This is a genomic window from Aromatoleum tolulyticum, from assembly GCF_900156155.1.
GTDB lineage: Bacteria > Pseudomonadota > Gammaproteobacteria > Burkholderiales > Rhodocyclaceae > Aromatoleum > Aromatoleum tolulyticum.
The window spans coordinates 55,976-81,384 of sequence record NZ_FTMD01000009.1 but is presented as its reverse complement, the minus strand read 5'-3'; the positions used below and the strand labels follow the sequence as shown (position 1 = coordinate 81,384).

Genomic DNA, 25,409 nt, shown 5'->3' with positions numbered 1-25,409 from the left:
AATCTCGCTGTTGAACGCCTAAGTTGGATATTGCTAATATGAAATGCTGTTGAAAACAACGATTTCACCGGGTTGCAACAACCCGGATGGATAATGAAAAAAGGAGGGAGATCAATGGACGCTGCAACGGCAATGCAGGGCAAGGTCGCAACCTGGCTGGAGCTTGCGGTGGCCCCCGACTGGCGTCGGGAGCGATGCAAGATCCAGGTGCACGCGGTGGGACCGCGCGAAGGCACCTGCTATGCGATTTCGATGGACGGTCGCTGGCTGTGCGCCGGCTCGGGCGAACTGACGGTATTCCACGGCCTGAGCGCTGCACTGCACTTTCTCAAGCTGATGCGCATCGAGGACTTCGAGCCGGGCGAGCCCACCGGCATGCCCGCCGTCGGCACGGGGAATCACTACTGCATGTGTACCGACGATGCACAGCGCCTCCTGCCCTGCAACTGCGCAAACCGGCGCTGCGCCACTCATTAAGGCGCGTTCGCCAGCTCGACGCGAAACAGGCCGCGGGCCGCATTCGACAACATAACTGCCCGGGCGCGTGACAGGTCCGCCCGGGTCAGGCATTGCTCGCGTGCCTTCCCCTCGTCGAGCAGCTTGCGTCGATACACCCCATCGAGCACACCACAGCGCAGCGGTGGGGTGAGCAGGCAGTCTGCGCCGAGATCCAGATACACGTTGGTGCGGGCACCTTCCGCAAGTTCGTCGCGTTCGTTGAAGAACAACGCGTCGAAATGCCCCTTTGCCATCGCGGCGCGCAGTTCCGTGTCGTAAAGCTCGCGCGCGGTCGTCTTGTGCTGCAGCAGGAGATCACCGCTCGATATCGTGCGCGGGGAGACGATGACGGTCGGTGTCGCCGCCGCGTCGTCTCCGAGCGCGCCGGCCGATAGCGTGAAGCTGCCGTCGGCGGCGAGCTCGATCCGCACGCGCTGCGGCCCGCTCAGTTCCGTCACCTTGTCGATCAGTGCGTGCCGGATCGCGTCGACGTCCAGCGCGAAACCGAATGCGGCGGCGGATCGGGCGAGCCGTTCGAAGTGACGGGCGAGCAGCGGATAGGGCTCGACCGCGGCCGGCTCGCAGCGCAGCGTTTCGATGAGGCCGAATGCCGGCCGGAGGTCGGTCAGGAAACGGCCCTTGAGCAGCGACTCGGCCCATTCGGCAGCAGGTTCCGAATCGGCAACGATGCCGCTGCCCAGACCGAGCTGCGCATGGCCGTCGCGCCCGATCTCCAGTGTGCGGATCGGCACGCTGAAGCGGAAGTCGCCATCGGGCGCGATCCATCCCAGCGCACCGCAATAGATCCCGCGCGGTGCGGGTTCCAGTTCGCGGATGATCTGCATCGCGCGTATCTTCGGTGCGCCGGTAACCGAGCCGCAGGGAAACAGCGCGCGGAACACCTCCGCGAGGCTCGCCGTAACGGGTTCGGCGACGACCGTCGAAGTCATCTGCCACACGCTCGGATAGGGCTCGATCTCGCACAACCGTTCGACGCGCACTCCGCCACTGGGCGCGAGACGGCCCAGGTCGTTGCGGATCAGGTCCACGATCATGATGTTCTCGGCCTGATTCTTTTCCGACGATGCGAGTGCGGCCGGATCGCTGTCCCGCGCAGCGGTGCCCTTCATCGGACGGCAGCGCAGGTGATTGCCGCGGCGCTCCACGAACAGCTCGGGCGAGCGCGAGAGCATCGCGCCGTCGGCGTGGCAGATCAGCGCCCCGTGCCGTACCGGCTGCGCCGCGCGCAAGGCGCGGTAAAGGGCCAGAGGGGAGCCGTAGAGCCGTCCGCGCAGGGCGAAGGTGAAGTTCACCTGATAGCAATCGCCGGCGGCAATGTAGTCGCGGATGCGCTGGACGGTGCGGCAGTAGTCTTCCTCCGCGATATCGCGGTGGAGGTCCATCAGGCCGCCAAGCCGTGCGTGCTCGTCGCGCCGGGCCAGCGCTGCGGCGATGCGCCCGTCGGTTTCGCCCGGCGAAAGCGATTCGGCCCGGCCATACACCCATGCCGTCAGGAGCGGGGTGCCGTCGTCGCGCAGCAGCTCCCGCAAGCGGGGCTCGAGGGCGTATCCCTGTTCATAGCGGGCGGCAAGCGCGACCCATTTCCCCCGCCGGCGAGCATGCTCGATCGCCTCGAAAGCGTCGCCGAGCTCGCCTGCGACCGTGCAGCGGATGGTTTCCTCCGGCTCGGTCAGGAGAAGGTCGCCCTGGCCGTGCTGGTTGTCGTCGAACAGGGCGAATTCGTGCGTGGAGTCGATCATCGCTGCTGGCGTTGCGGGTGGTGTTGCGAAAGGCGCTCGGGGGACCTGCATGTTAGCGCAACGACCGCGCCGTTCGCGCGCGGCGCTTGCTCCCGGTGCCGGGGCCTCTGCGGGGCAAAGTCCCCGGTCGGTTTCAGAAATAATTTATTTGGCATTGCTACAGAGGTATCTACTATCATTGCGGTATGTGCTCGGATCCTCCTCGTTTACCTGGTTTCAACGGCTGATGCTTTCCCCTCGCACGTCGCTGACGATCTTCCTGGTGGTGGCGTTCGTGTCGCTCACGGCGGTGGGGCTCTGGATGCTGGACGGAGTGTTCGCAGCCGACGGTCTCGGCGACGCCGAAACGGGAGGCAACATCTTCGTTCCTTTCCTCGGTGTATCCCTGTTGCTGCTCGCGGTAGTCATCGCGTGGGCGGTGTGGCCTCTGCTGCGCACGGCCGGCGCGCCGGCGGACGCAGGCTCCGACTCCGACGAGTCGGGAACGGCCTTCCCCCCGCGGGGCGACTTTTCCGGTGGCGAGACGCCGGATTTCAGCCATGTGGAACTCCCGGTCAGCGAGTACGCGCTGGAAACCTACAAGGCGGCAGTCGATCACGCCCCGGCCGCGATCATGATCACCAACAACCGTGGCCGGATCGAATATGTGAACGAGGCCTTCCTGAAGACTTCGGGGTATTCGCGCAGCGAAATCCTCGGACGCAGTCCGGCGATGTTCGGCGCCGGGCATACGCGCAGCGAGGTCTATGCCGACCTGTGGCAGACGATCCTGTCAGGCAGCGTATGGCGGGGCGAGGTGTGCAACCGCAGGAAGAGCGGCGAGGAGTATTGGGAGAACATGGCGATCTCGCCGCTGCGGGACCGTTTCGGACGGGTGTCGCATTTCGTCGCGGTGCGCGAGGACATCACCGAACGCAAGGGCCGCGAGGAGGATCTGCGCCAGCTGGCGCAGGTCGATGCCCTGACGGGCATTGCGAATCGCCGCTACCTGATCGAGCGCGCGGAGCAGGAGCGGCGGCGGGCCGAGCGATTCGGCCAGCCCCTGGCGCTGCTGATGGTGGACATCGATCATTTCAAATCGATCAACGACGAACACGGCCATGCCGTGGGCGACCAGACGATCAGGATGGTTGCGCAAACCTGCGCCGGGAGCGTGCGCGAGATCGACATCGTCGGGCGCTATGGCGGCGAGGAGTTCGTGATCGTTCTGCCGGGGACCTTGCCGGAGGGCGCTCGCGAACTTGCGGACCGTCTGCGGCAGCAGATCGCGGCCATCGAAATCGCGGGGGCGGACGGGATGCCCGTCGCTGTCACGGTGAGCATCGGGTTCGCGGGCTTCGAAGCCGGCGACAAGCTGGAACAGTTGCTGGCGGCAGCGGATGCGGCGCTTTACCGGGCGAAGGGCCTGGGGCGCAACTGCGTCGTGGCGGTCACGGACTGCCTGCGCAAGGGGCCGCCGGGCGACGTGCAGTAAGGGCGGCGGAGCGCGGCGGCGCCGTGCGCAGTCTTCAATGGAAGTCGCGGCTTTGTGCGTCGAGTGCGCCGAGCATCGTGGAATGGTCGACGACGCGACTCGCCAGCAGGTGCGTGACATTGCCCTGGCGGCTGATCTGGCCGAACACTCCCAGCAGGCGCGCGCCGAGCAGTTCCCGGCGCTGACGTTCGATGAGTTCGGGCCGGACGATCACGTTGGCGAGCCCCGTTTCGTCCTCGATGGTCATGAACAACGTTCCCTTCGCGGTGCCCGGCCGCTGGCGGCAGGTCACGATGCCGGCGGCACGGGCGAGCTTGCGGTCGGGGCAGGCGGAGATTTCCGCGGCGGTGAGGAAGCGCATTGCGCTGAGGCGCTCGCGCAGTAGCGCGAGGGGGTGGCGCCCGAGCGTGAAGCCCAGCCGGGCGTAGTCGGCAACCAGTTCCTGCGCTTCGCTCGGCGGCGCGATTGCCGCGGCGCTCTCCAGCACCGGCGCGCCATGCAGCATGCCTTCCGCCGGCTGGCCGCCGGCGGCTTGCCAGAGCGCCTGGCGGCGGTGGCCGGCGAGCCCCGCCAGCGCGCCGGCGGTGGCGAGCAGCCTGAGTTCGCGGGCATCGAGCGCGGCGCGCAACGCGAGATCGTCCACGCCGGCGAAGGGGCGCATGCTGCGTGTCGCGGCGATCCGTGCCGCGGCGTCGGCGTTGAACCCCTTGACCATGCGCAACCCCAGGCGCGCTGCGGGCAGGTTCGTGCCGTCCTGGGGTTCGAGCGTGCAGTCCCAGTCGCTGGCGCGCACGTCGGTGCCGCGTATTGTCACGCCGTGCCGACGGGCATCCTGGATCAGCTGTGAAGGGGAATAGAACCCCATCGGCTGGCTGTTGAGCAGCGCGCAGAGGAAGACGGCGGGTTCGAAGCGCTTGATCCAGGCGGAAAAGTACACCAGCAGCGCGAAGCTCGCGGCGTGCGATTCGGGAAAGCCGTAGCTGCCGAAACCTTCGATCTGGTTGCACAGGCGTTCGGCGAACTCCGCCCGGTAGCCGCGATCGGCCATGCCGGCAAGCAGTTGCGCGCGGTAGCGTTCGAGCTCGCCCTGGCGGCGCCAGGCGCCCATCGCGCGGCGCAGCTGGTCGGCATCGCCGGGGGTGAAGCCGGCCGCGACCACGGCGAGCTGCATGACCTGTTCCTGGAAGATCGGTACGCCCAGCGTGCGTTCGAGCACCTGGCGCACGCCGTCGTCCTGCGCTGTGCCGGGATCGCGGCATTCCGGGCGCGGATAGTCGATTTCTTCGCCGCGCTCCTGGCGGGTGCGCGCTTCGAGGTAGGGATGGACCATGCCGCCCTGGATCGGACCGGGGCGCACGATCGCGACTTCGACGACGAGATCGTAAAAGCGGCGGGGCCGGAGGCGTGGCAGCATGGTCATCTGGGCGCGCGATTCGACCTGGAAGACGCCGACGGAGTCGGCCGCGGACAGCATGTCGTACACGGCATCGACTTCGCGCGGGATGTCGGCGAGGGTGAACGCCCGCCCGTGCCGTGCGGACATCAGCGCGAGGCCGCGGCGCAGGGCCGAGAGCATGCCGAGGGCGAGGACGTCCACCTTGAGCAGTCCGAGGGTGTCGAGGTCGTCCTTGTCCCACTGGATCACGGTGCGTTCGGGCATCGCGGCGTTTTCGATCGGCACCAACTCGTCGAGGCGGCCGCGGGCGATGACGAAGCCGCCGACATGCTGCGAGAGGTGGCGCGGAAAGCCGATCAGTTCCTCGGTGAGGGCGGCGAGGCGCCGGACGGTCGGGCTGTCGGGATCGAGGCCGGCATCGCGCAGGCGTTCGGGCAGGATATGGCGGCCGTCGAACCAGAAGTGGTCGCGCGTGAGCCGCTCGATCTGCGCCAGCGGGAAGCCGAGGGCGCGGCCGACGTCGCGCAGGGCGCTGCGTGCGCGGTAGCGGATGACGGTGGCCGCGAGCGCGGCCCGTTCGCGGCCGTATTTCGCGTACAGGTACTGGATGACCTCTTCGCGCCGGTCGTGCTCGAAATCGACGTCGATGTCGGGCGGTTCGTTGCGCTCCTTCGAGATGAAGCGCTCGACCAGCATGATGCCGAGCCGGGGATCGACTTCGGTGATGCCGAGCGCCCAGCACACGACCGAGTTGGCCGCCGAGCCGCGCCCCTGGCACAGGATCCCGCGGCTGCGGGCGAAGCGCACGATGTCGTGTACGGTGAGGAAATAGGCTTCGAAGCCGAGTTCGGCGATCAGCGCGAGTTCGTATTCGATCTGTTTGCGTACCCGCGGGGGGGCGTCGCCGTCCGGGCGATAGCGCCAGCGCAGGCCGTCCTCGACCAGGCGGCGCAGCCAGCCCGACGGGGTTTCGCCGTCCGGGACCAGCTCGGCGGGGTATTCGTAGCGCAGTTCGTCGAGCCGGAATCGGCAGCGTGCGGCGATGCGCAGGGTCTCCGCGAGCAGTTCCGGCGGGTAGCGGCGGGCGAGGGTGCTGCGCTCGTGCAGGCGGCGTTCGGCGTTCGCCGCGAGCCGGGAGCCGGCTTCGGCGACGGTGGCATGAAGACGGATCGCGGCGAGCACGTCGGCAAGCGGCCGTCGTGCGGCCTCGTGCATCAGTGCGCCCGTGGCCGCGACGGGACGGAGGCCGGCTTCACGGGCGGTCGCCAGCAGGCCCGCGAGCCGTGCGGCATCGTCCGGCCCGCAGGCGAGTTCGACGGCGAGCCAGGCCGAGCCGGGAAAGCGCCCGTCGAGCCAGCAGCCATCCGCGATGAGGGCGGCATGGTCCGGAGTCCCCTCGGGCGGCACGAGCAGGGCGAGACAGCCCGGCAGGCCGTCTTCGAGATCGGCGCGGGTCAGGCGATATTCGCCCTTGTCGGCGGCACGCCGCCCACGGCTGATGAGGCGCGAGAGCCGGCCGTAAGCGGCGCGGTCGGTGGCGAGCAGGACGACGCGGGGACCGTCGGCGAGGCGGATCTCGGTGCCGACGATGAGGTGCAGCGGCAGCGCCTGGCGCCGGATCTCCTGGTGTGCGCGCACGACGCCGGCGAGCGAGCACTCGTCGGTGATCGCCAGCGCGGTGTAGCCCAGCCCGGCCGCCTGTGCGGCGAGCTCCTCGGGGTGCGAGGCGCCGCGCTGGAAGCTGAAATTGCTCAGGCAGTGAAGTTCCGCGTATCCCGCTTCGCCGGGTGGTGCAGGAAGGCTTGAGTAACTGTACATAAGTACAGTATAAACTTCATGCGCCGGATTGCCCGACTGCATGCCGCAATGTGCTGCCCACGCCGGATGCGGATGACGATTGGACGCGCCGGTGTGACTCCCGTCCCACCTGAAGGGCCATCCGGGTGCGCGAATGTCATGTGTTTGGCTTAACATGCAGTGAATCGGTCTCGCCGATCAGCGCAGTGCAGGGACGGAGCCGTAAGCCGATGAGCAAGCGAACCCTGGTATTTCCCCTGACGGTCATCCTGATCGGCCTTGCCGTCGCATTGGCCGTCGCCCTGCGGATGGGCGAGACGAACCGGGAGACCGCGAACGCCCGTTTCGATGCTCTCGCCACCCGGACCACCAGCGCGCTGGTGGCGCGTTTCCAGACCTTCGAGTACGGCTTGAGGGGCGCGCGCGGCGCGATCATCGGGGCCGGCAGCGAATCGATCCCGCGCAAGCGCTTCCTCCAGTACACGCAGTCGCGCGAGGCCGACAGGGAATTCCCGGGCGCGCGCGGCTTCGGTTTCGTCCGCCGCGTGGATCCCGCCGAGGAGGCGGAATTCGTCGCTGCCGCACGCAGCGACGGCAGGCCGGATTTCCGCATCAGGCAGTTCGCGCCGCACGCGGGAGAGCGCTTCGTCATCCTGCACGTCGAGCCGGAGGCGAACAACCGCGAATCGATCGGGCTCGATATCGCATCCGAACTGAACCGCCGCATTGCGGCGCTGGCGGCGGTGCGTACCGGAAGGCCCGTGCTCACCTCGCCGCTCACGCTGGTGCAGGCGACGGGCAAGCCGGAGCGCGGCTTCCTGTTGCTCCTGCCCGTCTATCGCGGCGGGTACCAGCCCGCGTCGCCGGAAGAGCGCTGGAAGTCGTTGCTGGGGTGGGTCTATGCGCCGCTGATCATCGATGAGGTGCTGGCGGATTTCGATTTTCGCGGCGGCGAATTCGCGGTGGCGATCTACGACGCCGCTTACGCCGAGCAGCCGTTCCGCTTCTACGCATCGCCGGGGAGCGATCAGGAGACGGCCGCAGGGTTGGTCAGGCAGCTGCCGGTGGAGCTGTACGGCCGTGAATGGCTCGTCGAGGTCAGGGCGCTGGCGCCTTTCCACAAGGCGCTGAACCTGCCCGATCCGCGCTGGTCCGCGGCGGGCATCCTCGCGCTGTCCGCGCTGCTTGCGAGTCTTGCCCACATCTATCTGCAGAGTGTGCAGCGCCGCATCGGTGCCAGCGCCGAGGAGGCGCGCCACGCCGCGCTCGTGGAGCAGGGCGCGCGCCAGCAGCGCATCGCCGAGCGGCTGCAGCTCGCAACCGAAGCTGCCGGGATGGGGGTGGCGGAATACCGCTGCGAAGACGGGCGCCTGAGCTGGGACGATCGTCTCCTCGAGATCTACGGTCTGTCGGCGGAGGATTTCCCGAGGCGTGTGGAGGACTGGCTGTCGCACGTATCCGCGAGCGATCGTGCGGCAGTCGGTGCAGCCTTCGACCGCGCCCTGAACGGTGGATCCTTCGACTCCAGCTTCCGCATCGTGCGCCCCGACGGCACGGAGCGCATCGTCCGCTCGCTCGGGCGGGCACAGCGGAGCGCGGCGGGCGAAACACTGCGGGTGGTGAGCGTCACGCTCGACGTGTCCGAGCAGCGGCAGAACGAGGAGGCCTTGCGGCAAAGCGAGCGCTTCCTTAGCGCCGTCACCGACAACATTCCGACGATGATCGCGTACTGGGACGATCGCCTGCGATGCCGCTTCGCGAACCGCGCGCTGCTGGAATTCCTCGGCAGGCGTGCCGTTTCGGTGAGCAATGCGCCGATGGACGCCGTCTTCGAACCTTCCCTGTACGAGACGAGCCGGCCATACGTCGAGGCGGCCCTCGCCGGACAGCCGCAGAAATTCCAGGTGAGCACGACCGACGATCGGCGCGGAGGCGTGAAGCACCTGTGGTGGCATCTGGTTCCGGATCACGACGGCGAGCACGTGCGCGGCGTGTATGCGGTGGTCTCCGACGTGAGCGAACTGAAGGAGGCGCAGATCCGCCTGGAAGAGCTGAACGTGGAACTCACCCGCCAGTCGGAGCTCGCCCAGGCGGGGAGCCGTGCCAAGAGCGAGTTCCTGGCGAACATGAGCCACGAGATACGCACTCCGATGAATGCGGTGCTCGGCCTGGCATACCTGCTGGAGCGGGCCGAACTGCCGCCCGCCGCGCGCGAGCTGGCACGCAAGATCCAGCGGGCGGGCCGTTCGCTGCTGGGCATCCTCAATGACATCCTGGATTTCTCGAAGATCGAGGCGCATCGGCTCGACATCGAGCATCAGCCCTTCCGCCTCGCGGAGGTGCTCGACGAACTGGCGAGCACGATGGCGTATGCGTGCGAGGGCAAGCCGGTGGAAGTCGCAGTCTGGCCGCCGCCGCCCGGCACGGATTTCCTCGTGGGCGACGCGCTGCGCTTGCGGCAGGTGCTGACCAACCTCGCGAGCAATGCCATCAAGTTCACGGAGCGGGGCGAGGTGGCGCTGCGTGTCGCGCTGGCGGGCCGCGACGGCGATCGCCTGCGCCTGCGCTTCAGCGTGTCGGATACCGGGATCGGCATCCCGCCCGAGAAGCAGGAAGAGATCTTCTCCGCCTTCAGCCAGGCGGATACCTCGACAAGCCGGCGCTTCGGTGGAACCGGCCTCGGCCTGGCGATCAGCCGGCAGCTCGTCGGACTGATGGGCGGGCAGCTCGGCTTGCGCAGCGAGCCCGGGCAGGGCAGCGAATTCTACTTCGAGTTGCCGTTCGCGCTTGCCGAAAGGCCCGCCGCGCTCCCGCCCGCCCTTCGCCCGCAACGGGTGTTGATCGTCGATGACCATCCGCTGGCGCGCGAAACCCTTCGGGCGATCGTGATGGCGCTGGGGTGGACGGCCGAACTCGCCGATTCGGGCCCGGCGGCGATCGACGCTGCGCGGACGCGCCTGGACGCCGGACAGCCGTTCGACATCGTGCTGCTCGACTGGCGCATGCCGGGCATGGACGGACTGGCGACGGCCGCCGCCATGCGCGTCATGATCGGCAGCGAAGCGCAGCCGGTCATCGTGATGGTGACGGCGGCCGACCGGGAAGCGCTGCACAGGCATCCGGACAGCCGCTTCGCCGACCGCGTCCTGACCAAGCCGGTAACGGGCACGACCTTGCTCGAAGCGGTGGCGGAACTGGTCGCGGGCAGGGGCGGCGGCGTGATCCGCGCGCCATCCCCGGCGCAGTCGGGCCGTCTTGCCGGATACCGGGTGCTCGTCGTTGACGACAGCGACATCAACCGCGAGGTTGCCCAGGGAATTCTCGAAGGCGAGGGCGCACTGGTTGCGCAGGCGGAGCATGGCGAGGCGGCCCTTGCGCTGCTCGAGCGACAGCCCGCGGACTTCGATGCGGTGCTGATGGACGTGCAGATGCCGGTCATGGACGGTTATGAAGCGACGCGCCGCATCCGTGCATCGGAGGCCCTGCGGGCGCTTCCGGTGATCGCGGTGTCGGCCGGCGCCTTCCACGACCAGCATGAGGCGGCACTGCGGGCCGGAATGAGCGGTTTCGTGTCCAAGCCGTTTGCGGCCGAGGACCTGATATCCGCCTTGCAGGCTTACACGGCGAAGAAGACATCGCCTGCAACTGCGGCCGTGTCCGTTCCCGTCGCGGCCGGCGCGGGCGAGGCTCTGCTCGACGTCGCGCTCGGCCTCAGGCTGTGGCGCGACGCGAAGACCTTTGCGACCTACCTGCAGCGCTTCGTCGATACGTACGGTGAGGACTCCGCCAAGGTCGGCGCTTTCCTGCATGGCGGGGATGCGGCGGCCGCTGCCGGCGCTGCGCACAAATTGCGTGGGGCGGCAGGTGCGATGGGTCTGTTGCGCCTCGCGAGCGCGGCCGGCGCGGCCGAGATGGCCTTGAGGGATGACCCCGAGCCTCGTGGGGCGGTGGAGCGCCTGGACGAGGCGATGATTGCGACGCTCGCCGAGATCGGACGTTTCCAGGCCGCCGCGCAGACGCCTCCCGCGAGCGGGCCGCTCCCCGGTCAGGCATGCGCGACTGCGGATTGACGCCGGCAGGGTGTTTTCCGGCAGCGATGCGTTTATCCCCATGCGGCGTGGGCAGTCTTGTGGACAACTTGTGGGGATGCGCTGCAGGGTACTGACGCACAAGGAAATGTTGTGCCTGCACAAAAATGAGGCATTTGCGCAACACGCGTTGTGGGAAAGTCCCTCCTTATCCCCATCCGGCGTGGGCAGTCCTGTGGACAACTTGTGGGGATGCGTCGCAGAGGGCTGATGCGAAAGGAAATGTTGCTTCTGCGCAAAAATGAGGCATCGACACAACGTACTTGTGGGTCGTCGGATGCGCTCTGCTGCAGCTAGAATCGACGGTTTGCTTCGTTCTGCGGAATTGCCGATGCCCCACCAGCCCCGCGTGTCGTACGCCATCGCTCCTGCGCGTCCGGAGGCCCACGTCTTCGAAGTCACTTGCACCGTCGCCGCCCCCGATCCGGCCGGGCAGGTGTTTCGCCTTCCCGCGTGGATTCCCGGCAGCTACATGATCCGCGAATTCGCGCGCAACATCGTCACGCTGCGCGCGGAATGCAACGGGCGGCCGGTCGCGGTGGAAAAGCTCGACAAGCACAGCTGGCGCGCGGCGCCGGTCGAGGGCGGGCGGGTATTGACGCTGAGCTACGAAGTGTATGCGTGGGATCTTTCGGTGCGCACCGCCCACCTCGACGCCACGCACGGATTCTTCAACGGCACGAGCGTGTTCCTCGCCGTGGAAGGCAAGACCGACGAGCCCTGCTATGTCGACATCCTGCCGCCCGACGGTCCGGCGCTGCATACGTGGAAGGTCGCGACGACGCTGCGGCGTCCGGCCGGGGATCCGCTCGCGGCGCCGGCGATGGGCTTCGGCCTGTACCGCGCGGAAAACTACGACGAACTGGTCGACCACCCGGTCGAGATGGGCTGCTTCACTCACGGGCGCTTCGAGGCGGCCGGCGTGCCCCACGATGTCGTCCTCACGGGGCGCCACGACTGCGACCTCGAACGCCTGTGCGCTGATCTGTCGCGCATCTGCACGTGGCAGATCGAACTGTTCGGCACGCCCGCCCCGGTCGATCGCTATCTCTTCCTCACGATGGTGGTCGGTGACGGATACGGCGGGCTCGAGCACCGCGCCTCGACCGCACTGCTGACGAGCCGCAACGACCTGCCGTACGTCGGCATGCGCGAGAAGACCGACGGTTACCTGACCTTCCTAGGCTTGTGCAGCCACGAGTACTTCCACACGTGGAACGTCAAGCGCATCAAGCCGGCGGCGTTCGCGCCCTACGACCTCGCCACTGAGAACTACACGCGCCTGCTGTGGGCGTTCGAGGGCTTCACGTCCTACTACGATGATCTCGCGCTGGTGCGTTCGGGCGTGATCGGCGTGGAGGACTACCTCGTGCTGCTCGGCAAGACGATGTCCAACGTGCTGCGCGGCAGCGGCCGCCTGAAGCAGAGCGTCGCCGAATCATCCTTCGATGCGTGGATCAAGTACTACCGCCAGGACGAGAATGCGCCGAACGCGATCGTCAGCTATTACGCGAAAGGCGCCCTGATCGCGCTCGCGCTCGACCTCCAGCTGCGTGCCGCGAGCGCGGGGCGCAAGAGTCTGGACGACGTCATGCGCCTGTTGTGGCAGCGGCACGGCCTGACCGGTGAAGGGGTCGCGGAGGACGGGCTGTTCGCGCTGGTCGGCGAGGTCGCGGAAGCGGGTCTCAAGGGTGCGGGACGGCGCCTGTCGCGCTGGCTGAAGGACGCGGTCGAGGGGACCGAGGACCTGCCGCTGGACGAGTTCCTCCGCCCGTTCGGGATCGAATTCCGTACCGAGGCCGCGGTGAAGGGAGGATCGCTGGGGGTGAAGCTTGCAGGCGGCAATGGCGAGGCGAAGCTCGCGAACGTGTTCGACGACGGTCCCGGCCAGCGATGCGGGCTTTCGGCGGGGGACGTGCTCGTCGCCGTCGATGGGCTCAAGGTGACGGCCGCTTCGCTGGACGGGCAGCTCGCGCGCCGCCGGCCGGGCGAGCAGGTGACGATCCACGCCTTCCGTCGCGACGAGCTGATGACGTTCACAGCCGAACTCGCGGCTCCGCCGGCCGACACGGTAAAGCTCGCGAGCGGCAAGCGGGTGTCGGCGCCGATGCGCACCCTGCGCGAGGGCTGGCTGGGCAGCTGAGCGTCCGCCGCTGCGGACCTCAGGCAGACCTCAGGCAGACCTCAGGCAACTCCCTCTTGCTGGCGCCGCATCACGGCGCGCAGCAGCCAGCCGAACAGCACCGCGGCGACCGTCGTCGACATCACGCCCGCCTCCCAGAAGCCGGCGACGTGCGGGCCCGCGGTGCGCCAGGGCGCGTGGAAGCTCGCCCAGTAGCCGCCGGCGAGGCCCACTCCCCAGAAGCACACCGCGTGCATCAGCATCGGCACGAAGGTCACCTTGTAGCCGCGCAGCGCGTGCGCCGCGACGGTCTGCACCGAGTCGAACAGCTGGTAGAGGCAGACGTAGATCAGCAGCATGAGGCCGACCGCGCGCACGGCGACGTCTTCCGAGAACAGGGCGATGAGCGGCTCGCGCGCAATCCATAGCGCGACGCCGATGAGCGACGCGAGTGCGCCGGTGACGATCATGCCCACCCGTATCGTCATGCGCGCCCGCGCCCAGTCGCGCGCGCCGGCGGCCTGGCCGACGAGGACGAGCACGGCGATCGACATCGCCAGCGGAAGCATGTAGATCAGCGCGGCGATGTTCGCGACGACGCGGTGGCCGGCAACGGATTCGGCGCCCAGGCGGGCAGCGAAAAGCGCGATCAGCGTGAAGGACGACACCTCGATGAAGGTCGATAGGCCCATCGGCACGCCCAGGCGCAGCAGCCCGAGGATTTCCGCGGCCTGCGGTCCGCGCCAGTGCGAGAACAGGCGATACGGCCGGTAGCCGGGATTGCGGGCGAGATAGGTGGCGCCGCAGGCGAAGGCGAGCCAGTTCACGATCGCCGTCGACACGCCACAGCCGAGCACGCCCAGCGGCGGCAGCCACAGGTGGCCATACACCAGCGCCCATGCGAGCGGGACGTGGGTTGCGGTGACGACGAAGCTGATCGCCATCAGCACGCGCGGTTTGCCGAGCGCGTTGTTGAAGGCGTAGAAGGTGCGGTACAGCAGCACGGCGGGCAGGCCCGCGGCCGTCGCGAGGAGGTATTCGCGGGTTTTCGCGTCGACATCGGGCGGAACGCTGCTCAGTTCCAGCAGGAAGCCGGGGAAGACCATCAGTGCGATGCCGGGCACGGCGAGCATCAGCGCGAGCCAGAAGCCTTGCTGCAGGGTGGGGCCGATCCGCTCGGTGCGGCCGGCGCCGAAATGATGCGCGACGGTCGGCGCGACCGCCTGTAGCACGCCCACCACCAGCATCACGATGGAAATGTACACGCCGCTGCCGACCGCGACGGCGGCGAGGTCGACGGTGCCGTAGCGCCCGACGATCACGGTGTCGGCGATCATCATGCTCATCGACAGGATCTGGGCGACCAGCACCGGCCACGCATGATGCAGCAGCTGGCGGGCAATGACGGACGAGGAGGCGGGCGACGAGGCGGGGGCGCTCAAGGAATGGGGTGCGGGCGGGGGGAAGGAGGCCCGGCGGGGGCCGGGGGCGGGGAAGCGAGTTTAGCCAAAAAAACCATGCACATACCAGCCGCCGGGCGGATCGAGCTGCTCGAACACCCACCACAGCGCCGCATCGGGTGTGCGGGCGATGTAATAGTCGCGACGCATGTCGGCGCCGTCCCACCAACCCGATTCGATGCGTTCGGGGCCGCGCAGCAGCGTCAGCGAGCGGATCGACTCGAGCGCGCGCGGTTCGCTCATCAGCCACAGGGGGCGGGGACCGGCGGCCGGCGGGGTGTTGCGGGGGGCGGGGCGACCGGGGTCCGCGAGGCGCCAGGCGCGCTCGGGGCGGTGCTCGGAAACCGGATGCACGGTGCGTACCGCCTCGCGCCCCAGGCGGGCGCGCAGACGGTCGAGCAGCAGGGCGGCGGCATCGCGTGCGCTGTCGGGATCGCCGAACAGGTCCTGCGTGCGCCCGGGGGTGACCACCGGGTTGTCGGCGAGGAGGCGCAGCGCCTCGACCGGTGCGGGCAGTTGCAGCGCGGCCAGATGCTCGCGGGCGAGCATCAGCATCCGCCCGTCGTCGCGCCCCGGCGCGCCGGTGACGATCTCCAGCACCGTGTCGGGGCGGTCCTCGTGCTCCAGATGCAGGCAGCAGCGGTCGAGCGCGGCATGGCGGGCGGCAAGCCAGGCGGAAAGCCCGGAAAACAGCCTTCCCGCGGCGAACAGCAGCGGTTCGGTGTGCAGCATGCTCGCGGGCAGGACCAGGCGCGCTTCGAAGCGCTCCGGCGGCAGGAACCACAGGCGCGGGTCGGGGCGTTCGCCGCGGGCCCGCGCGAGCGTGTCGAGCACGCCGGAGGCCTGGCGGCGAGCCAGCCCGTCGCGCGGCAGGCGGGCGACGTCGCCGATGCGGCGGGCGCCGATGCCGTGCAGCAGGTCGAGCGTGGCACGGGACACTGCGGCGCCGTCGCCGAGCAGTTCGACGGGCAGATCGTCCAGCTTGCGCCACCATTCGGCGGCGGCCCGGATCTGCCGGCCCGGGTGCGTGCGGGCGAGCCAGCGTGCCGCGAGCGGAGTCGGGGCGGCGGCGATGGCGGCGTCGAGTCCGAGCGGAACGAGCCCGGAACGGATGCGCCGCACCAGCCCCGTGACGCCGCCGAACAGGCGCAGGCTGCCGCTCGTTTCCAGCACCAGCGCGTCGGGCGGGTCGATGCTGACGCAGGGCGTGAATTGCGTGGCCCACGCGGCGAATTCCGCCAGCGTCGCGGCCTCGAGCGCCGGGTCGCGCTCGCGCAGCTGCAGCGACGGGGCGACGGCGAGTGCGCCGGCCACGTTCTGGCCGGGTTCGACGCCGCGCGCCAGCGCAGCGGGGGTCGCCGCCGCCACGCGCGCGCCGGGAATGTGTTCGACGACCGCGAGTTCGCCCGGCTCATCCACGCCGCGCGTGAATACCTGCAGCGGCAGGTCGGACAGGATCAGGGCGAACCAGAGCATCGTTGAGGGCCGGGGCGCGGCGCAGGCCGGGACGTTGAGGGAGCGACAGGCGCAGCGGGACGGCGAGGCCGGGTCCGCGCCGCTTGAGGATGTCCACCGCGAGCTCGCCGTCGCGCGCCGCGAGCCGCAGGCGCAGGACGGCGGGGGAAGGCTGCCGTGCGGCGGATGCGGGGCGGAACAGGAACAGCGGCGTCGCGGAGCTTTCGGCGGCGAGTTGCAGGCGCCGCAGCGCGGCGGTGTCCGCGCGCGCCAGCCAGGCGAGCACGGCGCTGCTGCCGCCCGAGGCCAGCGCCTGCCGGACCGCCCACAGGGTTTCGGCGTGGCCGTCGGGTTGGAGCAGCAGCAAACGTTCGAGCGGCACCCCCGCCGCGGCGAGGGCTGGGGCGTAGGGTAGGTGGGGCGGCGCGGCCCAGACGATCCAGCGGTCGGCCGGGAGCGCGTGCAGCACGGGCAGCAGCAGTCCGATCTCGCCGATGCCGGGGCTGTCGGATAGCAGCTCGATCAGCGCATTACGGGGCCAGCCGCCGCCCGGCAGCTGGGCGTCGAGCGCCGCAAAGCCGGTGGCGATGCCCGCCTCGGTCGACTGCGCGAGCCGGTCGGCCTGCCACACGAGGCCGGGCGGCAGGGCGGCGAGGGCAGTCTGGGCGAGGGCGGACATCGGGGGCAGGAGGCTGAAGGGGGATCGGGATCACCGCGGAAGCCTTCACAGCGAACCGTTGCGCACCAGGCCGACGGCGATCCCCTCGATCGTCAGGGGGGTGCTGCGGGTGTCGACGACGATGGGCTCGAAATCGGGGTTGGCCGGCAGCAGGCTGACGATGGGGCCCTTGCTGGTGAAGGTCTTCACGGTCACCTCGTCCTCGACGCGGGCGACCACGACCTGTCCGGAACGTGCCTCCTGGCTGCGATGCACGGCGAGCAGGTCGCCGTCGAGGATGCCCGCGTCGCGCATGCTCATGCCGCGTACGCGCAGCAGGTAGTCGGCGCGCGGCGAGAACAGGGCCGGGTCGATCTGGTGGCGCGATTCGATGTGCTCGACCGCGAGGATCGGGCTGCCGGCCGCGACCCGGCCGATCAGCGGCAGGCCGAGCCCTTCGGCAAGGCGGATGCCGCGCGCCCGCCCTTCCTCGAGCAGGATCGCGCCCTTCGCTGCGAGCGCGCGCAGATGGCTTTCGGCCGCATTCGGCGAGCGGAAGCCGAACGCCGTGCACACTTCGGCGCGCGTCGGCGGGCGCCCCTCGGATTCGACCGTCTGGCGGATGAAATCGAGGATTTCGCCCTGGCGGGCGGTCAGGTTGTGGTCGCGGCTGCTCATGGGATTCTCCGGAGTAACTGTAATTTTAAACAGCTTGTGCTGATCCGCAAGCATTAAATCGGTGTAGCGCAAGCGGGCGAGACGCGGGTAGAGTTCGCTTCGTGTCTCGGCTAGAATCCAACGACGTCAGGGAGATCACATGTTGCAGATCGGTGATATCGCGCCAACGTTTTCGCTGCCGGATGCGGACATGGAGGATTTCGACCTCGCCGCAGAACGCGGCAGGCACCATGTGGTCCTCTACTTTTACCCTCGTGACAACACGCCGGGATGCACCCTGCAGGCGGCCGACTTCTCCGATCATGAAGACGACTTCGCCCGCTACGGCTGCATCATCATCGGCGTCAGTCCCGACGATTGCCTGACCCACGCCGAATTCCGCGACCAGCACGGTCTGTCGATACGTCTGCTTTCCGACGTGGAGACCGAGGTGTGCCGGCTCTACGATGTCTGGCAGCCCAAGGAAGTCGATGGTGTGAAGAAGATGGGTGTGGCACGGACGACCTTCGTGATCGACAAGGAAGGCATCGTCCGCCACGCACTCCGCGACGTTACACCCCGCGGCCATGCGGCGGGGGTTTTCGAACTGGTCAGGAAACTGGAAACAGAGAACGCTAATGGAAATCGTCAAGAACAGCGTCGTAACGCTTAAGTACACCGTCGTCGACCCGGACGGCAACATGATCGATGATGGTCAGCAGCCGCTGGTCTACCTGCACGGCGGCTACGATGGCATCTTCCCCGCCATCGAGGAGGCGCTGCACGGCAAGAAGGTCGGCGAGCAGCTGACGGTCAAGCTGCAGCCCGAGGATGCCTTCGGCGATTACGACGAGGAACTCGTGCTGGTCGAGGATCTCACCCAGTTCCCCGAGAACATCGAGGTCGGCATGTCCTTCGAGCGCGTCACCGACGACGGCGAGGAGGAAATGATCTACCGCATCACCGACATCGCCGACGGCAAGGTCGTCGTCGACGGCAACCACCCGCTGGCCGGCACCGCGCTGGTGTTCGACGTGACCATCGCGGAAGTGCGTCCGGCGACCGCCGAGGAGCTGGCGCACGGTCACGTGCACGGCGCGGGCGGCCACCACCACTGATCGGCCGACCGGTCGCAGCAGTGCCACAGGGCCGCGCAAGCGGCCCTTTTTCCATCCACTTCCGCAGATATCCCCCTCGATGACCGTACTCGCCGGAACCGACCGACCGCAGGCTGCGCAGCAGGACCGACCGATCGACGTTCCGCTCCTGGACGTGAGGGGACTGCGCGTGCATATCGGCACCGCCGCACGGCCCGTGCGTCCGGTCGATGGTGTCGGGTTCTCGATCGCGGCAGGGGAGACCTTCGCGCTGCTGGGCGAATCCGGCTGCGGCAAGTCGATGACGGCGCTGGCCCTGCTGCGCCTGCTGCCGGACGCCGGACGCATCGTCGGCGGCGAGGTGCGCTTTGCCGGCGACGAGCTGCTCGCGCGCAGCGAGGCGGGCATGCGCGAGGTGCGCGGCGGGCGGATCGCGATGATCTTCCAGGAGCCCTCGACCAGCCTCAACCCGGTGATGACGGTGATGACGCAGATCGGCGAGGTGCTGGCGCGCCATCGCGGCCTGCGCGGCGCGGCGGCGCGCGCGGAGGCACAGCGCCTCCTCGACGCGGTGGGCATTCCCGACGCCGGGCGGCGGCTGGACGACTATCCTTTCCAGTTCTCGGGCGGGATGAAGCAGCGCGTGATGATCGCGATGGCGCTCGCGGGCGAGCCCGAACTGCTGATCGCCGACGAGCCGACGACCGCGCTCGACGTGACGATCCAGGCCCAGGTGCTCGACCTGCTCGCACGCCTGCAGGCCGAGCGCGGCATGGGCATGCTGCTGATCACCCACGACCTGGGTGTCGTCGCGCGCATGGCGCAGCGCATCGGCGTGATGTACGCGGGCGAGCTGGTCGAGACCGGCGCGCGCGAGGACTTCTTCCGCGCGCCGCTGCACCCGTATTCCCGCAAGCTCTTCGCCGCGCTGCCGACCGACGCCCAGCGCGGCCGTCCGCTGGCGGCGCTGGGCGGACATGTGCCCCCGCTCGATCAGGTCTTCAGCGGCTGCCGCTTCGCCGGGCGCTGTCCCGAGGTGTTCGACCGGTGTCATCACGAGGCCCCGGCGTGGCAGGCCGTGGGGGAGCAGGCGGTGCGCTGCCATCTGTATGCGCAAGATCATGCGGAAGGGCGCACGACCGCCGTGGCGGCGCCCGTGGCCGTTGCGGCGGACGCACGCTCAGGCGCAAGGACGGTGCCGCTGCTCGACGTGCGCGACCTGCAGGTGCATTTCCCGGTGCGCAAGGGTCTCCTGCGGCGCGAGGTGGCGCGCGTGCGCGCCGTCGATGGCGTGAGCCTCGTGCTCGCGCCGGGGCGCACGCTGGCGCTGGTGGGCGAGTCCGGCTGCGGCAAGACGACGGCCGGCAAGGCGATCCTGCAGCTTGTGACGCCGACGGGCGGCGAGGTGTACCTCGACGGCACGCTGCTCGCGGGGCTGTCCCGGCCGGCCTTGCGCGCGCTGCGGCGCGATTTCCAGATGGTGTTCCAGGATCCCTTCGCGTCGCTGAACCCGCGCATGCGCGTCGGCGAGATCATCGAGGAGGGCATGCTCGCGCTGGGCGTCGAGCCGGATCCATTGAAGCGTGCCGGGCGCATCGACGCGCTGCTTGCGCGCGTGGGACTCACGCCGGAAATGAAGCTGCGCTATCCGCACGAATTCTCCGGCGGCCAGCGCCAGCGCATCGCGATCGCCCGGGCACTCGCGGTGCGGCCGAAACTGATCGTGTGCGACGAGCCGACGAGCGCGCTGGACGTGTCGGTGCAGGCGCAGATCCTCAACCTGATGCGCGAGCTGCAGGCGGAGTTCGATCTCGCCTACCTCTTCATCACGCACAACATCGGCGTGGTGAGCTGGCTCGCCGACGAGATTGCGGTGATGTACCTGGGGCGCATCGTCGAGCAGGGGCCGGTCGGGAAAGTGCTGGCGTCGCCCGCGCATCCCTACACCCGCGCACTGCTCGCGGCGGTTCCCGATATCGGGCGTGAAACCGCGGCGCACGCGGGCGGTGCGGCCGGTGCCGCACGCCCGGTGGTGGCCGGCGACCTGCCGTCGCCGCTGGCGCCGCCTGCGGGCTGCCATTTCCACCCGCGTTGCGAGCGCGCGACCGACATCTGCCGGGCGCAGTACCCCGCGGTTACCGACCTGCGCGGCGGGCGCAGCGTGCGCTGCCATTGGCCCGCCTGAGGCCCGCCTGAGGCGCCGCGGCGCCTTCAGCGTTTCTGGTTCGTCTGCGCGGGTTTGGCCGACTTGCCGGACGATTTCGGCGCGGCCCTGGCGCCCGATTTCGCGGGGGCTTTGGCGCTCCCCGGCGAAGCCTTCCCGGCGGTGCGGCTGCCGGCCGATGCCTTGGCAGCCCCCGATTTCCCTCCGCCCTTCGCCTGAGCGCCCTTGCGGCCGCCCTTCTTGTCCGCTTTCGATGCGGACGGGGACGGGATCGTGCTGGTGTCGAGCGCCGCGTTGCGCGGGATCATCCGGGCTGCGGCGATCGCGCCGTCGGGTTCGACACCGTTGGGCACGAGCAGCGTGTAGCCCGGGCTGACCCGGCTGCGCGCGTCGAGGCCGTTGATCTGGTGCAGTTCGTTCACCGACAGGCCGAAATCGCGGGCGACCGACGCGAGCGTGTCGCCGCGCCGCATCTCGTAGGTGCGCCACTGCTTGCCGCTGCTCTCGTGCTCGGCGAGACGCGCGCGGAAGCGTTCGGCGCGGTCGACGGGGATCACCAGCGAGTTGGCCTGCGCGATGGCGGGGCGGTTGTACGAGGGGTTGAGCGCGATGAACTCGTCGAGCGGCATTTCGGCGAGGCGCGCGGCGGTCGCGAGGTCGATGCCGGCCGGCGCCGTCACGGTGACGAAGTGCCGCGTGTTGGGAACGTAGGGCAGTTCGAAATGGAAGAGTTCGGGCTGCGAGACGATGTTCTTCAGCGCCTGCAGCTTCGGGACGTAGTTGCGGGTTTCCTCGGGCATCCGCAATTGACTGTATTCGGCGGACAGGCCTTCGGCGAGATTGCGCTGGACGGCGCGTCCGACCGCACCTTCGCCCCAGTTGTAGGAGGCGAGCGCGAGGTGCCAGTCGCCGTGCATGTCGTAGATGGTCTGCAGGTAGTCCAGCGCCGCATTGGTCGAGGCGATGACGTCGCGTCGCTCGTCCACCCACTTGTCCTGGGTCAGGTTGTAGTTGCGTCCCGTCGAGGGGATGAACTGCCACAGGCCCGAGGCGCGTGCGCGCGAATAGGCCATGGGGTTGTAGCTGCTCTCGACCATCGGCAGCAGGGCGAGCTCCGTCGGCATGCCGCGGCGTTCGAGCTCGTCGACGATGTGATAGAGGTAGCGCCCGCCGCGCTCGAACACCTTCTTCAGGAAACCGGGCCGGTTGAGGTAGAAGAGCTGCTGCTCGGCGACCGCCTCGGTATCGAGATCGGGCATGCCGAAGCCGCGCCGGATACGATCCCAGATGTCGTTCGCGTCGCGCGTGAGGTCCAGCGTGAGCACGCGCGGGGCGGGGTCGCGCAGTTCGAGCACCTGGCTACGCGAGGCGGCGAGACCTTCCGCGGCACGTGCGGCGGACGGCGGGCGCAAGGTGCCGAGCGAAGGCGCGGAGGCTTCGGCCGGTGCGGCATCGGCGGGCGCATGCGTGTCGGAGGCCTGGGCATCGGGGGCCAGGGCATCCTCTGCAGTCGCGGAGGATGCCGCCGCGGCCAGCGCGATGACCAGCAGGAAGATTCGCAGGAGAGGAATCGCCATGAATCCGGCGCCTCGATAGACAAAAAGAGGGTGGACTCTATGGCAGGGGCGGAGGTGCGTCAAACCGGAAATTGCCGGGGGTGGCGAGCGGTGTCGAGGAGGCGGCCGGTCAGGGTGTGGACGCACCGCCTGCATCCGGCCGATGTTGCCCGGGCGATGCTGCTTTTCGCGACATATCGGAACTAAGTTGATACGATAGTAAGGTTTTTCGTCCCGCTGGAATATCGAACGGCATGAAGGTTCTCGTAATAGAAGATACCGTGACGAGTGCCGCCCTGATCTGCCGGATGCTGGGCGGAATGGGGCTCGAAACCGTGCACCGGCGCGACGGCGAGGCCGGTATCGAGACGTTCCGGCAATCCCGCCCCGATCTCGTCATGCTCGACGTCGTGATGCCGGGGATGGACGGCTTCGAGGTCGCCCGGCGCATACGCCAGCTCGAGTCGGACGGCGAATGGACGCCGATCATCTTCCTTTCGGCGCGGACGCGTGACGAGGACATCGAACGCGGCATCGCCGTGGGCGGCGACGATTATCTCGTCAAGCCGGTCTCCGAGGCGGTGCTGAAGGCCAAGGTGCGCGCCATGCAGCGCATCGCCCACATGCGTGCTTCGCTCGTGGCGCTCACACGCAAGCTGGACGACGCGAATCGGGAGCTGACGCGCCTGTCGGCCTTCGACGGACTGACGGGGATCGCCAACCGCCGCACCTTCGATGCGACGCTGTCGCGCGAATGGCGGCGCAGCGCGCGCAGCGGAGCGCCGATTTCGCTGATGGTGGTCGACGTCGACTGCTTCAAGCAGTTCAACGATGCGTACGGCCATCAGGTGGGCGACGAGTGCCTGAAGGCGGTCGCGCGCGCACTGGCCGGCAACACCCGGCGGCCGGTCGACCTGGTGGCGCGTTACGGCGGTGAGGAATTCGCCGTCGTGCTGCCGGACACCGACGCGCAGGGCGGCGCGATCGTCGCCGAGTCGATGCGCAGCGCGGTCGAGGCGCTGGCGATCACGCACCGCCACTCGACGGCGGCGCGGGTCGTCACGGTGAGCATCGGCATCGCGGTGACGAGACCGGAGCGCAGCGACGACGGCGGCTTCGCGACCCTGCTCGCACGCGCCGACGAGGCGCTGTACCGCGCCAAACGCGACGGACGCAACCGCTGGCATCTTGCTGCGGCGCCCACGCTCGCCGTGGTTCAGTAACGCCAGTCAGAACACGTCCTTCCAGCGGCGCAGGGCGGCGAAGCATTCTGCCGAATTTGCCGGACGCTGTCCGCTGTGTGTCGCGACCGTGTCGATCAGGCCGGGGGCGTCGGTACGCAGGAAGGGATTGATGCTGCGTTCGCGCCCGATGCTGGTGGGCAGGGTCGGGCGGCCGGCGGCGCGCAGGGCCTCGCATTCGGCAAGCCAGGCATCGCGTGCCGGGTTGACGGGTTCGGCCGCGCGGGCGAAGGCGAGGTTCGCCAATGTGTATTCGTGGGCGCAGTAGACCGCGGTGTCGTTCGGCAGCTGTGCCAGGCGCTGCAGCGAGGTGTGCAGTTGCGCGGCCGTGCCGCCGAAGAGGCGGCCGCATCCCGCGCTGAACAGCGTGTCGCCCGCGAACACGATGCCGGGCGTGTGGTAGGCGATGTGCGTCGGTGTGTGGCCCGGGATCGCGAGCACGGAGAACCGGAGTTCGAGGGCGTGGAGGACGACCTCGTCGCCGTCGCCGACGCGGCGCGTGACGCCGGGGATGTTCTCTCCGGCGGGGCCGAACACGGCGGGGTGGTGGCGCGCGGCGAGTTCGGCCACGCCGCCGATGTGGTCGTCGTGGTGGTGGGTGAGCAGGATCGCCACGAGCCGCAAGCCGTGTTCCCGCAGGGCCGCTTCGACGACGGATGCGTCGCCGGGGTCGACGACCGCCGCCCAGGGGCCGCGGCGAAGCAACCAGATATAGTTATCGCGGAAGGCCGGAAGAGGGATAATGTCGGCGCTGCGGATTTTTGAGTGCTGATCGTCCATGTCCATCCTCAGTCTGTCGGACTGGCTTGAAACCCCGCAGGGAAGTTATCTGCTGCGATGGGAGCAGGCCAAGTTCGATCTCATGGTAGCCGACATTTTCGGCTACAACGCCGTGCAGATCGGATTGCCGGAATACGACTTCCTGCGCGGCAACCGCATTCCGTTCCGTTTCCATTGCGCGCGCTCCGGCGACATCGCAGTCGTTGCGGAGGGCGGCGCGTTGCCGTTCGCGTCGACGAGCATCGATCTCGTGCTGTTGCCGCACGTGCTGGAATTCTCGCGCAATCCGCACCAGGTGCTGCGCGAGGTCGAGCGGGTGCTGGTGCCCGAGGGCAGCGTGATCATCGCGGGGTTCAATCCCCTGAGTTTGTGGGGATTGCGGCGCCTGGCGGCGCGGCGTTCGGGGGGCTACCCGTGGCGCGGGCAGTACCTGTCGGTGCGCCGCACGAAGGACTGGCTGGCGCTGCTGGGTTTCGAGACCCAGGCGGGCAGCTTCGGCTGCTACGCGCCGGCGTTCGCGAGCACGAAATGGCTGGAACGCTGGGGCTTCATGGACAAGGCGGGTGACCGCTGGTGGCCGATCTGTGGCGGTGCCTACATCATCCAGGGCATCAAGCGGGTGCAGGGAATGCGCCTGATAACGCCGAACTGGCGCGATGCGCGCGCCGCGGCAAAGCGCCTTTCACCGGTGGCCCAGCGTGGGCGGCAGGTGACGGGCGGCGTACAGAAAGTGGAATAGATGGAAGAAGTCGAGATATTTACCGACGGGGCCTGCAGCGGCAACCCGGGACCCGGCGGCTGGGGCGCGATCCTGCGCAGCGGCCCGCACGAGAAGGAAATCTGGGGCGGGGAGCCGCAGACGACCAACAACCGCATGGAACTGCTCGCGGTGATCCGCGCGCTGGAGACGCTCAAGCGCCCGGTTGCGGCGCGCGTGCATACCGACAGCCAGTACGTGCAGAAAGGCATCTCCGAGTGGATCCACGGCTGGAAGAAGCGCGGGTGGAAGACCGCTTCGCGCGAGCCGGTGAAGAACGAGGACCTGTGGCGTGCGCTCGACGAGGCGGCGAGCCGCCACAAGGTCGCGTGGATCTGGGTGCGCGGTCATGCGGGGCACGCGGAGAACGAGCGCGCGGACGAACTCGCGCGCCGCGGTGTCGAGGCCGTGCGTGCGCGCGGCACCGTCGTCGCGGAAATCTGATCAAC

General features: G+C 68.8%; 18 protein-coding genes. 10 read left to right on the top strand and 8 right to left on the bottom strand.

Annotated features, from left to right (window positions below):
• Positions 1-114: 114 nt before the first annotated feature.
• A complete protein-coding gene (locus BW991_RS14350; RefSeq protein WP_076602798.1) occupies positions 115-477 on the top strand; it encodes a hypothetical protein in 363 nt (120 codons plus the stop codon).
• On the opposite strand, the gene pabB is transcribed toward BW991_RS14350, so the two are convergent.
• Positions 474-2,258 (bottom strand): aminodeoxychorismate synthase component I, encoded by a 1,785-nt coding sequence (pabB, locus tag BW991_RS14345; RefSeq protein ID WP_076602797.1) that lies wholly within the window; start codon positions 2,256-2,258, stop codon positions 474-476. The two genes, BW991_RS14350 and pabB, sit on opposite strands and share 4 nt — an antisense overlap.
• A 226-nt stretch (positions 2,259-2,484) precedes the next feature.
• On the opposite strand from pabB, the gene BW991_RS14340 reads away from it, so the two are divergent.
• Positions 2,485-3,732 (top strand): GGDEF domain-containing protein, encoded by a 1,248-nt coding sequence (locus BW991_RS14340; RefSeq protein WP_076602796.1) that lies wholly within the window; start codon positions 2,485-2,487, stop codon positions 3,730-3,732.
• 34 nt (positions 3,733-3,766) lie between these two features.
• On the opposite strand, the gene BW991_RS14335 is transcribed toward BW991_RS14340, so the two are convergent.
• Complete coding sequence (locus tag BW991_RS14335) at positions 3,767-6,946, bottom strand: error-prone DNA polymerase (protein ID WP_076602795.1); 3,180 nt, start codon at positions 6,944-6,946, stop codon at positions 3,767-3,769.
• Positions 6,947-7,155: 209 nt separating this feature from the next.
• Between BW991_RS14335 and BW991_RS14330 the strand changes: the two genes are divergently transcribed.
• Both BW991_RS14330 and BW991_RS14325 read left to right on the top strand, forming a co-directional pair.
• Positions 7,156-10,995 (top strand): CHASE domain-containing protein, encoded by a 3,840-nt coding sequence (locus BW991_RS14330; protein ID WP_076602794.1) that lies wholly within the window; start codon positions 7,156-7,158, stop codon positions 10,993-10,995.
• A gap of 349 nt (positions 10,996-11,344) precedes the next feature.
• A complete protein-coding gene (locus BW991_RS14325) occupies positions 11,345-13,156 on the top strand; it encodes a M61 family metallopeptidase (protein WP_076602793.1) in 1,812 nt (603 codons plus the stop codon).
• Between the two features lie 41 nt (positions 13,157-13,197).
• Here the strand turns inward: BW991_RS14325 and BW991_RS14320 are convergent, their stop codons facing one another.
• From BW991_RS14320 to lexA, 4 genes are read right to left on the bottom strand one after another with little or no spacing between them, the layout of a single operon-like run.
• Positions 13,198-14,577: an MATE family efflux transporter gene (locus BW991_RS14320; RefSeq protein WP_076602792.1), complete on the bottom strand. Its 1,380-nt coding sequence runs from the start codon at positions 14,575-14,577 to the stop codon at positions 13,198-13,200.
• 60 nt (positions 14,578-14,637) lie between these two features.
• Positions 14,638-16,071, bottom strand: coding sequence for a Y-family DNA polymerase (locus BW991_RS14315; RefSeq protein WP_076602791.1), 1,434 nt, complete (start codon positions 16,069-16,071; stop codon positions 14,638-14,640).
• A complete protein-coding gene (gene imuA / locus BW991_RS14310; RefSeq protein WP_076602944.1) occupies positions 16,007-16,729 on the bottom strand; it encodes a translesion DNA synthesis-associated protein ImuA in 723 nt (240 codons plus the stop codon). The genes BW991_RS14315 and imuA overlap by 65 nt, the downstream gene beginning before the upstream one ends.
• A 45-nt stretch (positions 16,730-16,774) precedes the next feature.
• Positions 16,775-17,386, bottom strand: coding sequence for a transcriptional repressor LexA (lexA, locus tag BW991_RS14305; protein WP_076602790.1), 612 nt, complete (start codon positions 17,384-17,386; stop codon positions 16,775-16,777).
• A gap of 139 nt (positions 17,387-17,525) precedes the next feature.
• Between lexA and BW991_RS14300 the strand changes: the two genes are divergently transcribed.
• The 3 genes from BW991_RS14300 (at position 17,526) to BW991_RS14290 (ending at position 20,647) form a co-directional block, all read left to right on the top strand.
• Positions 17,526-18,038, top strand: coding sequence for a peroxiredoxin (locus BW991_RS14300; protein ID WP_076602789.1), 513 nt, complete (start codon positions 17,526-17,528; stop codon positions 18,036-18,038).
• Positions 18,004-18,483 carry an FKBP-type peptidyl-prolyl cis-trans isomerase gene (locus BW991_RS14295; RefSeq protein WP_076602788.1) on the top strand — a complete coding sequence of 160 codons (480 nt, stop codon included), beginning with the start codon at positions 18,004-18,006 and terminating at the stop codon, positions 18,481-18,483. The genes BW991_RS14300 and BW991_RS14295 overlap by 35 nt, the downstream gene beginning before the upstream one ends.
• Before the next feature lie 79 nt (positions 18,484-18,562).
• Positions 18,563-20,647 (top strand): ABC transporter ATP-binding protein, encoded by a 2,085-nt coding sequence (locus tag BW991_RS14290; RefSeq protein WP_244551698.1) that lies wholly within the window; start codon positions 18,563-18,565, stop codon positions 20,645-20,647.
• Between the two features lie 26 nt (positions 20,648-20,673).
• Here BW991_RS14290 and BW991_RS14285 read toward each other — a convergent pair whose 3' ends face one another.
• Positions 20,674-22,203, bottom strand: a complete 1,530-nt coding sequence (locus BW991_RS14285; RefSeq protein WP_076602787.1) for a transglycosylase SLT domain-containing protein — start codon at positions 22,201-22,203, stop codon at positions 20,674-20,676.
• Between the two features lie 233 nt (positions 22,204-22,436).
• Here BW991_RS14285 and BW991_RS14280 point away from each other — a divergent pair, with 233 nt between their 5' ends.
• Positions 22,437-23,405, top strand: coding sequence for a diguanylate cyclase domain-containing protein (locus BW991_RS14280; RefSeq protein WP_076602786.1), 969 nt, complete (start codon positions 22,437-22,439; stop codon positions 23,403-23,405).
• Between the two features lie 6 nt (positions 23,406-23,411).
• Here the strand turns inward: BW991_RS14280 and gloB are convergent, their stop codons facing one another.
• Complete coding sequence (gene gloB / locus BW991_RS14275) at positions 23,412-24,203, bottom strand: hydroxyacylglutathione hydrolase (RefSeq protein WP_076602785.1); 792 nt, start codon at positions 24,201-24,203, stop codon at positions 23,412-23,414.
• Between gloB and BW991_RS14270 the strand changes: the two genes are divergently transcribed.
• Both BW991_RS14270 and rnhA read left to right on the top strand, forming a co-directional pair.
• The gene (locus BW991_RS14270) at positions 24,202-24,942 is read left to right on the top strand and encodes a class I SAM-dependent methyltransferase (protein ID WP_076602784.1); all 741 of its coding nucleotides are present in this window, start codon (positions 24,202-24,204) and stop codon (positions 24,940-24,942) included. The genes gloB and BW991_RS14270 overlap by 2 nt on opposite strands.
• Entirely contained in the window at positions 24,943-25,404 is a 462-nt protein-coding gene (gene rnhA / locus BW991_RS14265; RefSeq protein WP_076602783.1) for a ribonuclease HI, read from the top strand.
• Positions 25,405-25,409: the final 5 nt, after the last annotated feature.

What these genes read in the sequence shown, in the direction of transcription:
- BW991_RS14350 (WP_076602798.1), top strand. Translation starts at nt 115, where the DNA reads ATGGACGCTGCAACGGCAATGCAGGGCAAGGTCGCAACCTGGCTGGAG.
- pabB (WP_076602797.1), bottom strand. Translation starts at nt 2,258, where the DNA reads ATGATCGACTCCACGCACGAATTCGCCCTGTTCGACGACAACCAGCAC.
- BW991_RS14340 (WP_076602796.1), top strand. Translation starts at nt 2,485, where the DNA reads ATGCTTTCCCCTCGCACGTCGCTGACGATCTTCCTGGTGGTGGCGTTC.
- BW991_RS14335 (WP_076602795.1), bottom strand. Translation starts at nt 6,946, where the DNA reads ATGTACAGTTACTCAAGCCTTCCTGCACCACCCGGCGAAGCGGGATAC.
- BW991_RS14330 (WP_076602794.1), top strand. Translation starts at nt 7,156, where the DNA reads ATGAGCAAGCGAACCCTGGTATTTCCCCTGACGGTCATCCTGATCGGC.
- BW991_RS14325 (WP_076602793.1), top strand. Translation starts at nt 11,345, where the DNA reads ATGCCCCACCAGCCCCGCGTGTCGTACGCCATCGCTCCTGCGCGTCCG.
- BW991_RS14315 (WP_076602791.1), bottom strand. Translation starts at nt 16,071, where the DNA reads ATGCTCTGGTTCGCCCTGATCCTGTCCGACCTGCCGCTGCAGGTATTC.
- imuA (WP_076602944.1), bottom strand. Translation starts at nt 16,729, where the DNA reads ATGTCCGCCCTCGCCCAGACTGCCCTCGCCGCCCTGCCGCCCGGCCTC.
- lexA (WP_076602790.1), bottom strand. Translation starts at nt 17,386, where the DNA reads ATGAGCAGCCGCGACCACAACCTGACCGCCCGCCAGGGCGAAATCCTC.
- BW991_RS14300 (WP_076602789.1), top strand. Translation starts at nt 17,526, where the DNA reads ATGTTGCAGATCGGTGATATCGCGCCAACGTTTTCGCTGCCGGATGCG.
- BW991_RS14295 (WP_076602788.1), top strand. Translation starts at nt 18,004, where the DNA reads ATGGAAATCGTCAAGAACAGCGTCGTAACGCTTAAGTACACCGTCGTC.
- BW991_RS14290 (WP_244551698.1), top strand. Translation starts at nt 18,563, where the DNA reads ATGACCGTACTCGCCGGAACCGACCGACCGCAGGCTGCGCAGCAGGAC.
- BW991_RS14285 (WP_076602787.1), bottom strand. Translation starts at nt 22,203, where the DNA reads ATGGCGATTCCTCTCCTGCGAATCTTCCTGCTGGTCATCGCGCTGGCC.
- BW991_RS14280 (WP_076602786.1), top strand. Translation starts at nt 22,437, where the DNA reads ATGAAGGTTCTCGTAATAGAAGATACCGTGACGAGTGCCGCCCTGATC.
- BW991_RS14270 (WP_076602784.1), top strand. Translation starts at nt 24,202, where the DNA reads ATGTCCATCCTCAGTCTGTCGGACTGGCTTGAAACCCCGCAGGGAAGT.
- gloB (WP_076602785.1), bottom strand. Translation starts at nt 24,203, where the DNA reads ATGGACGATCAGCACTCAAAAATCCGCAGCGCCGACATTATCCCTCTT.
- rnhA (WP_076602783.1), top strand. Translation starts at nt 24,943, where the DNA reads ATGGAAGAAGTCGAGATATTTACCGACGGGGCCTGCAGCGGCAACCCG.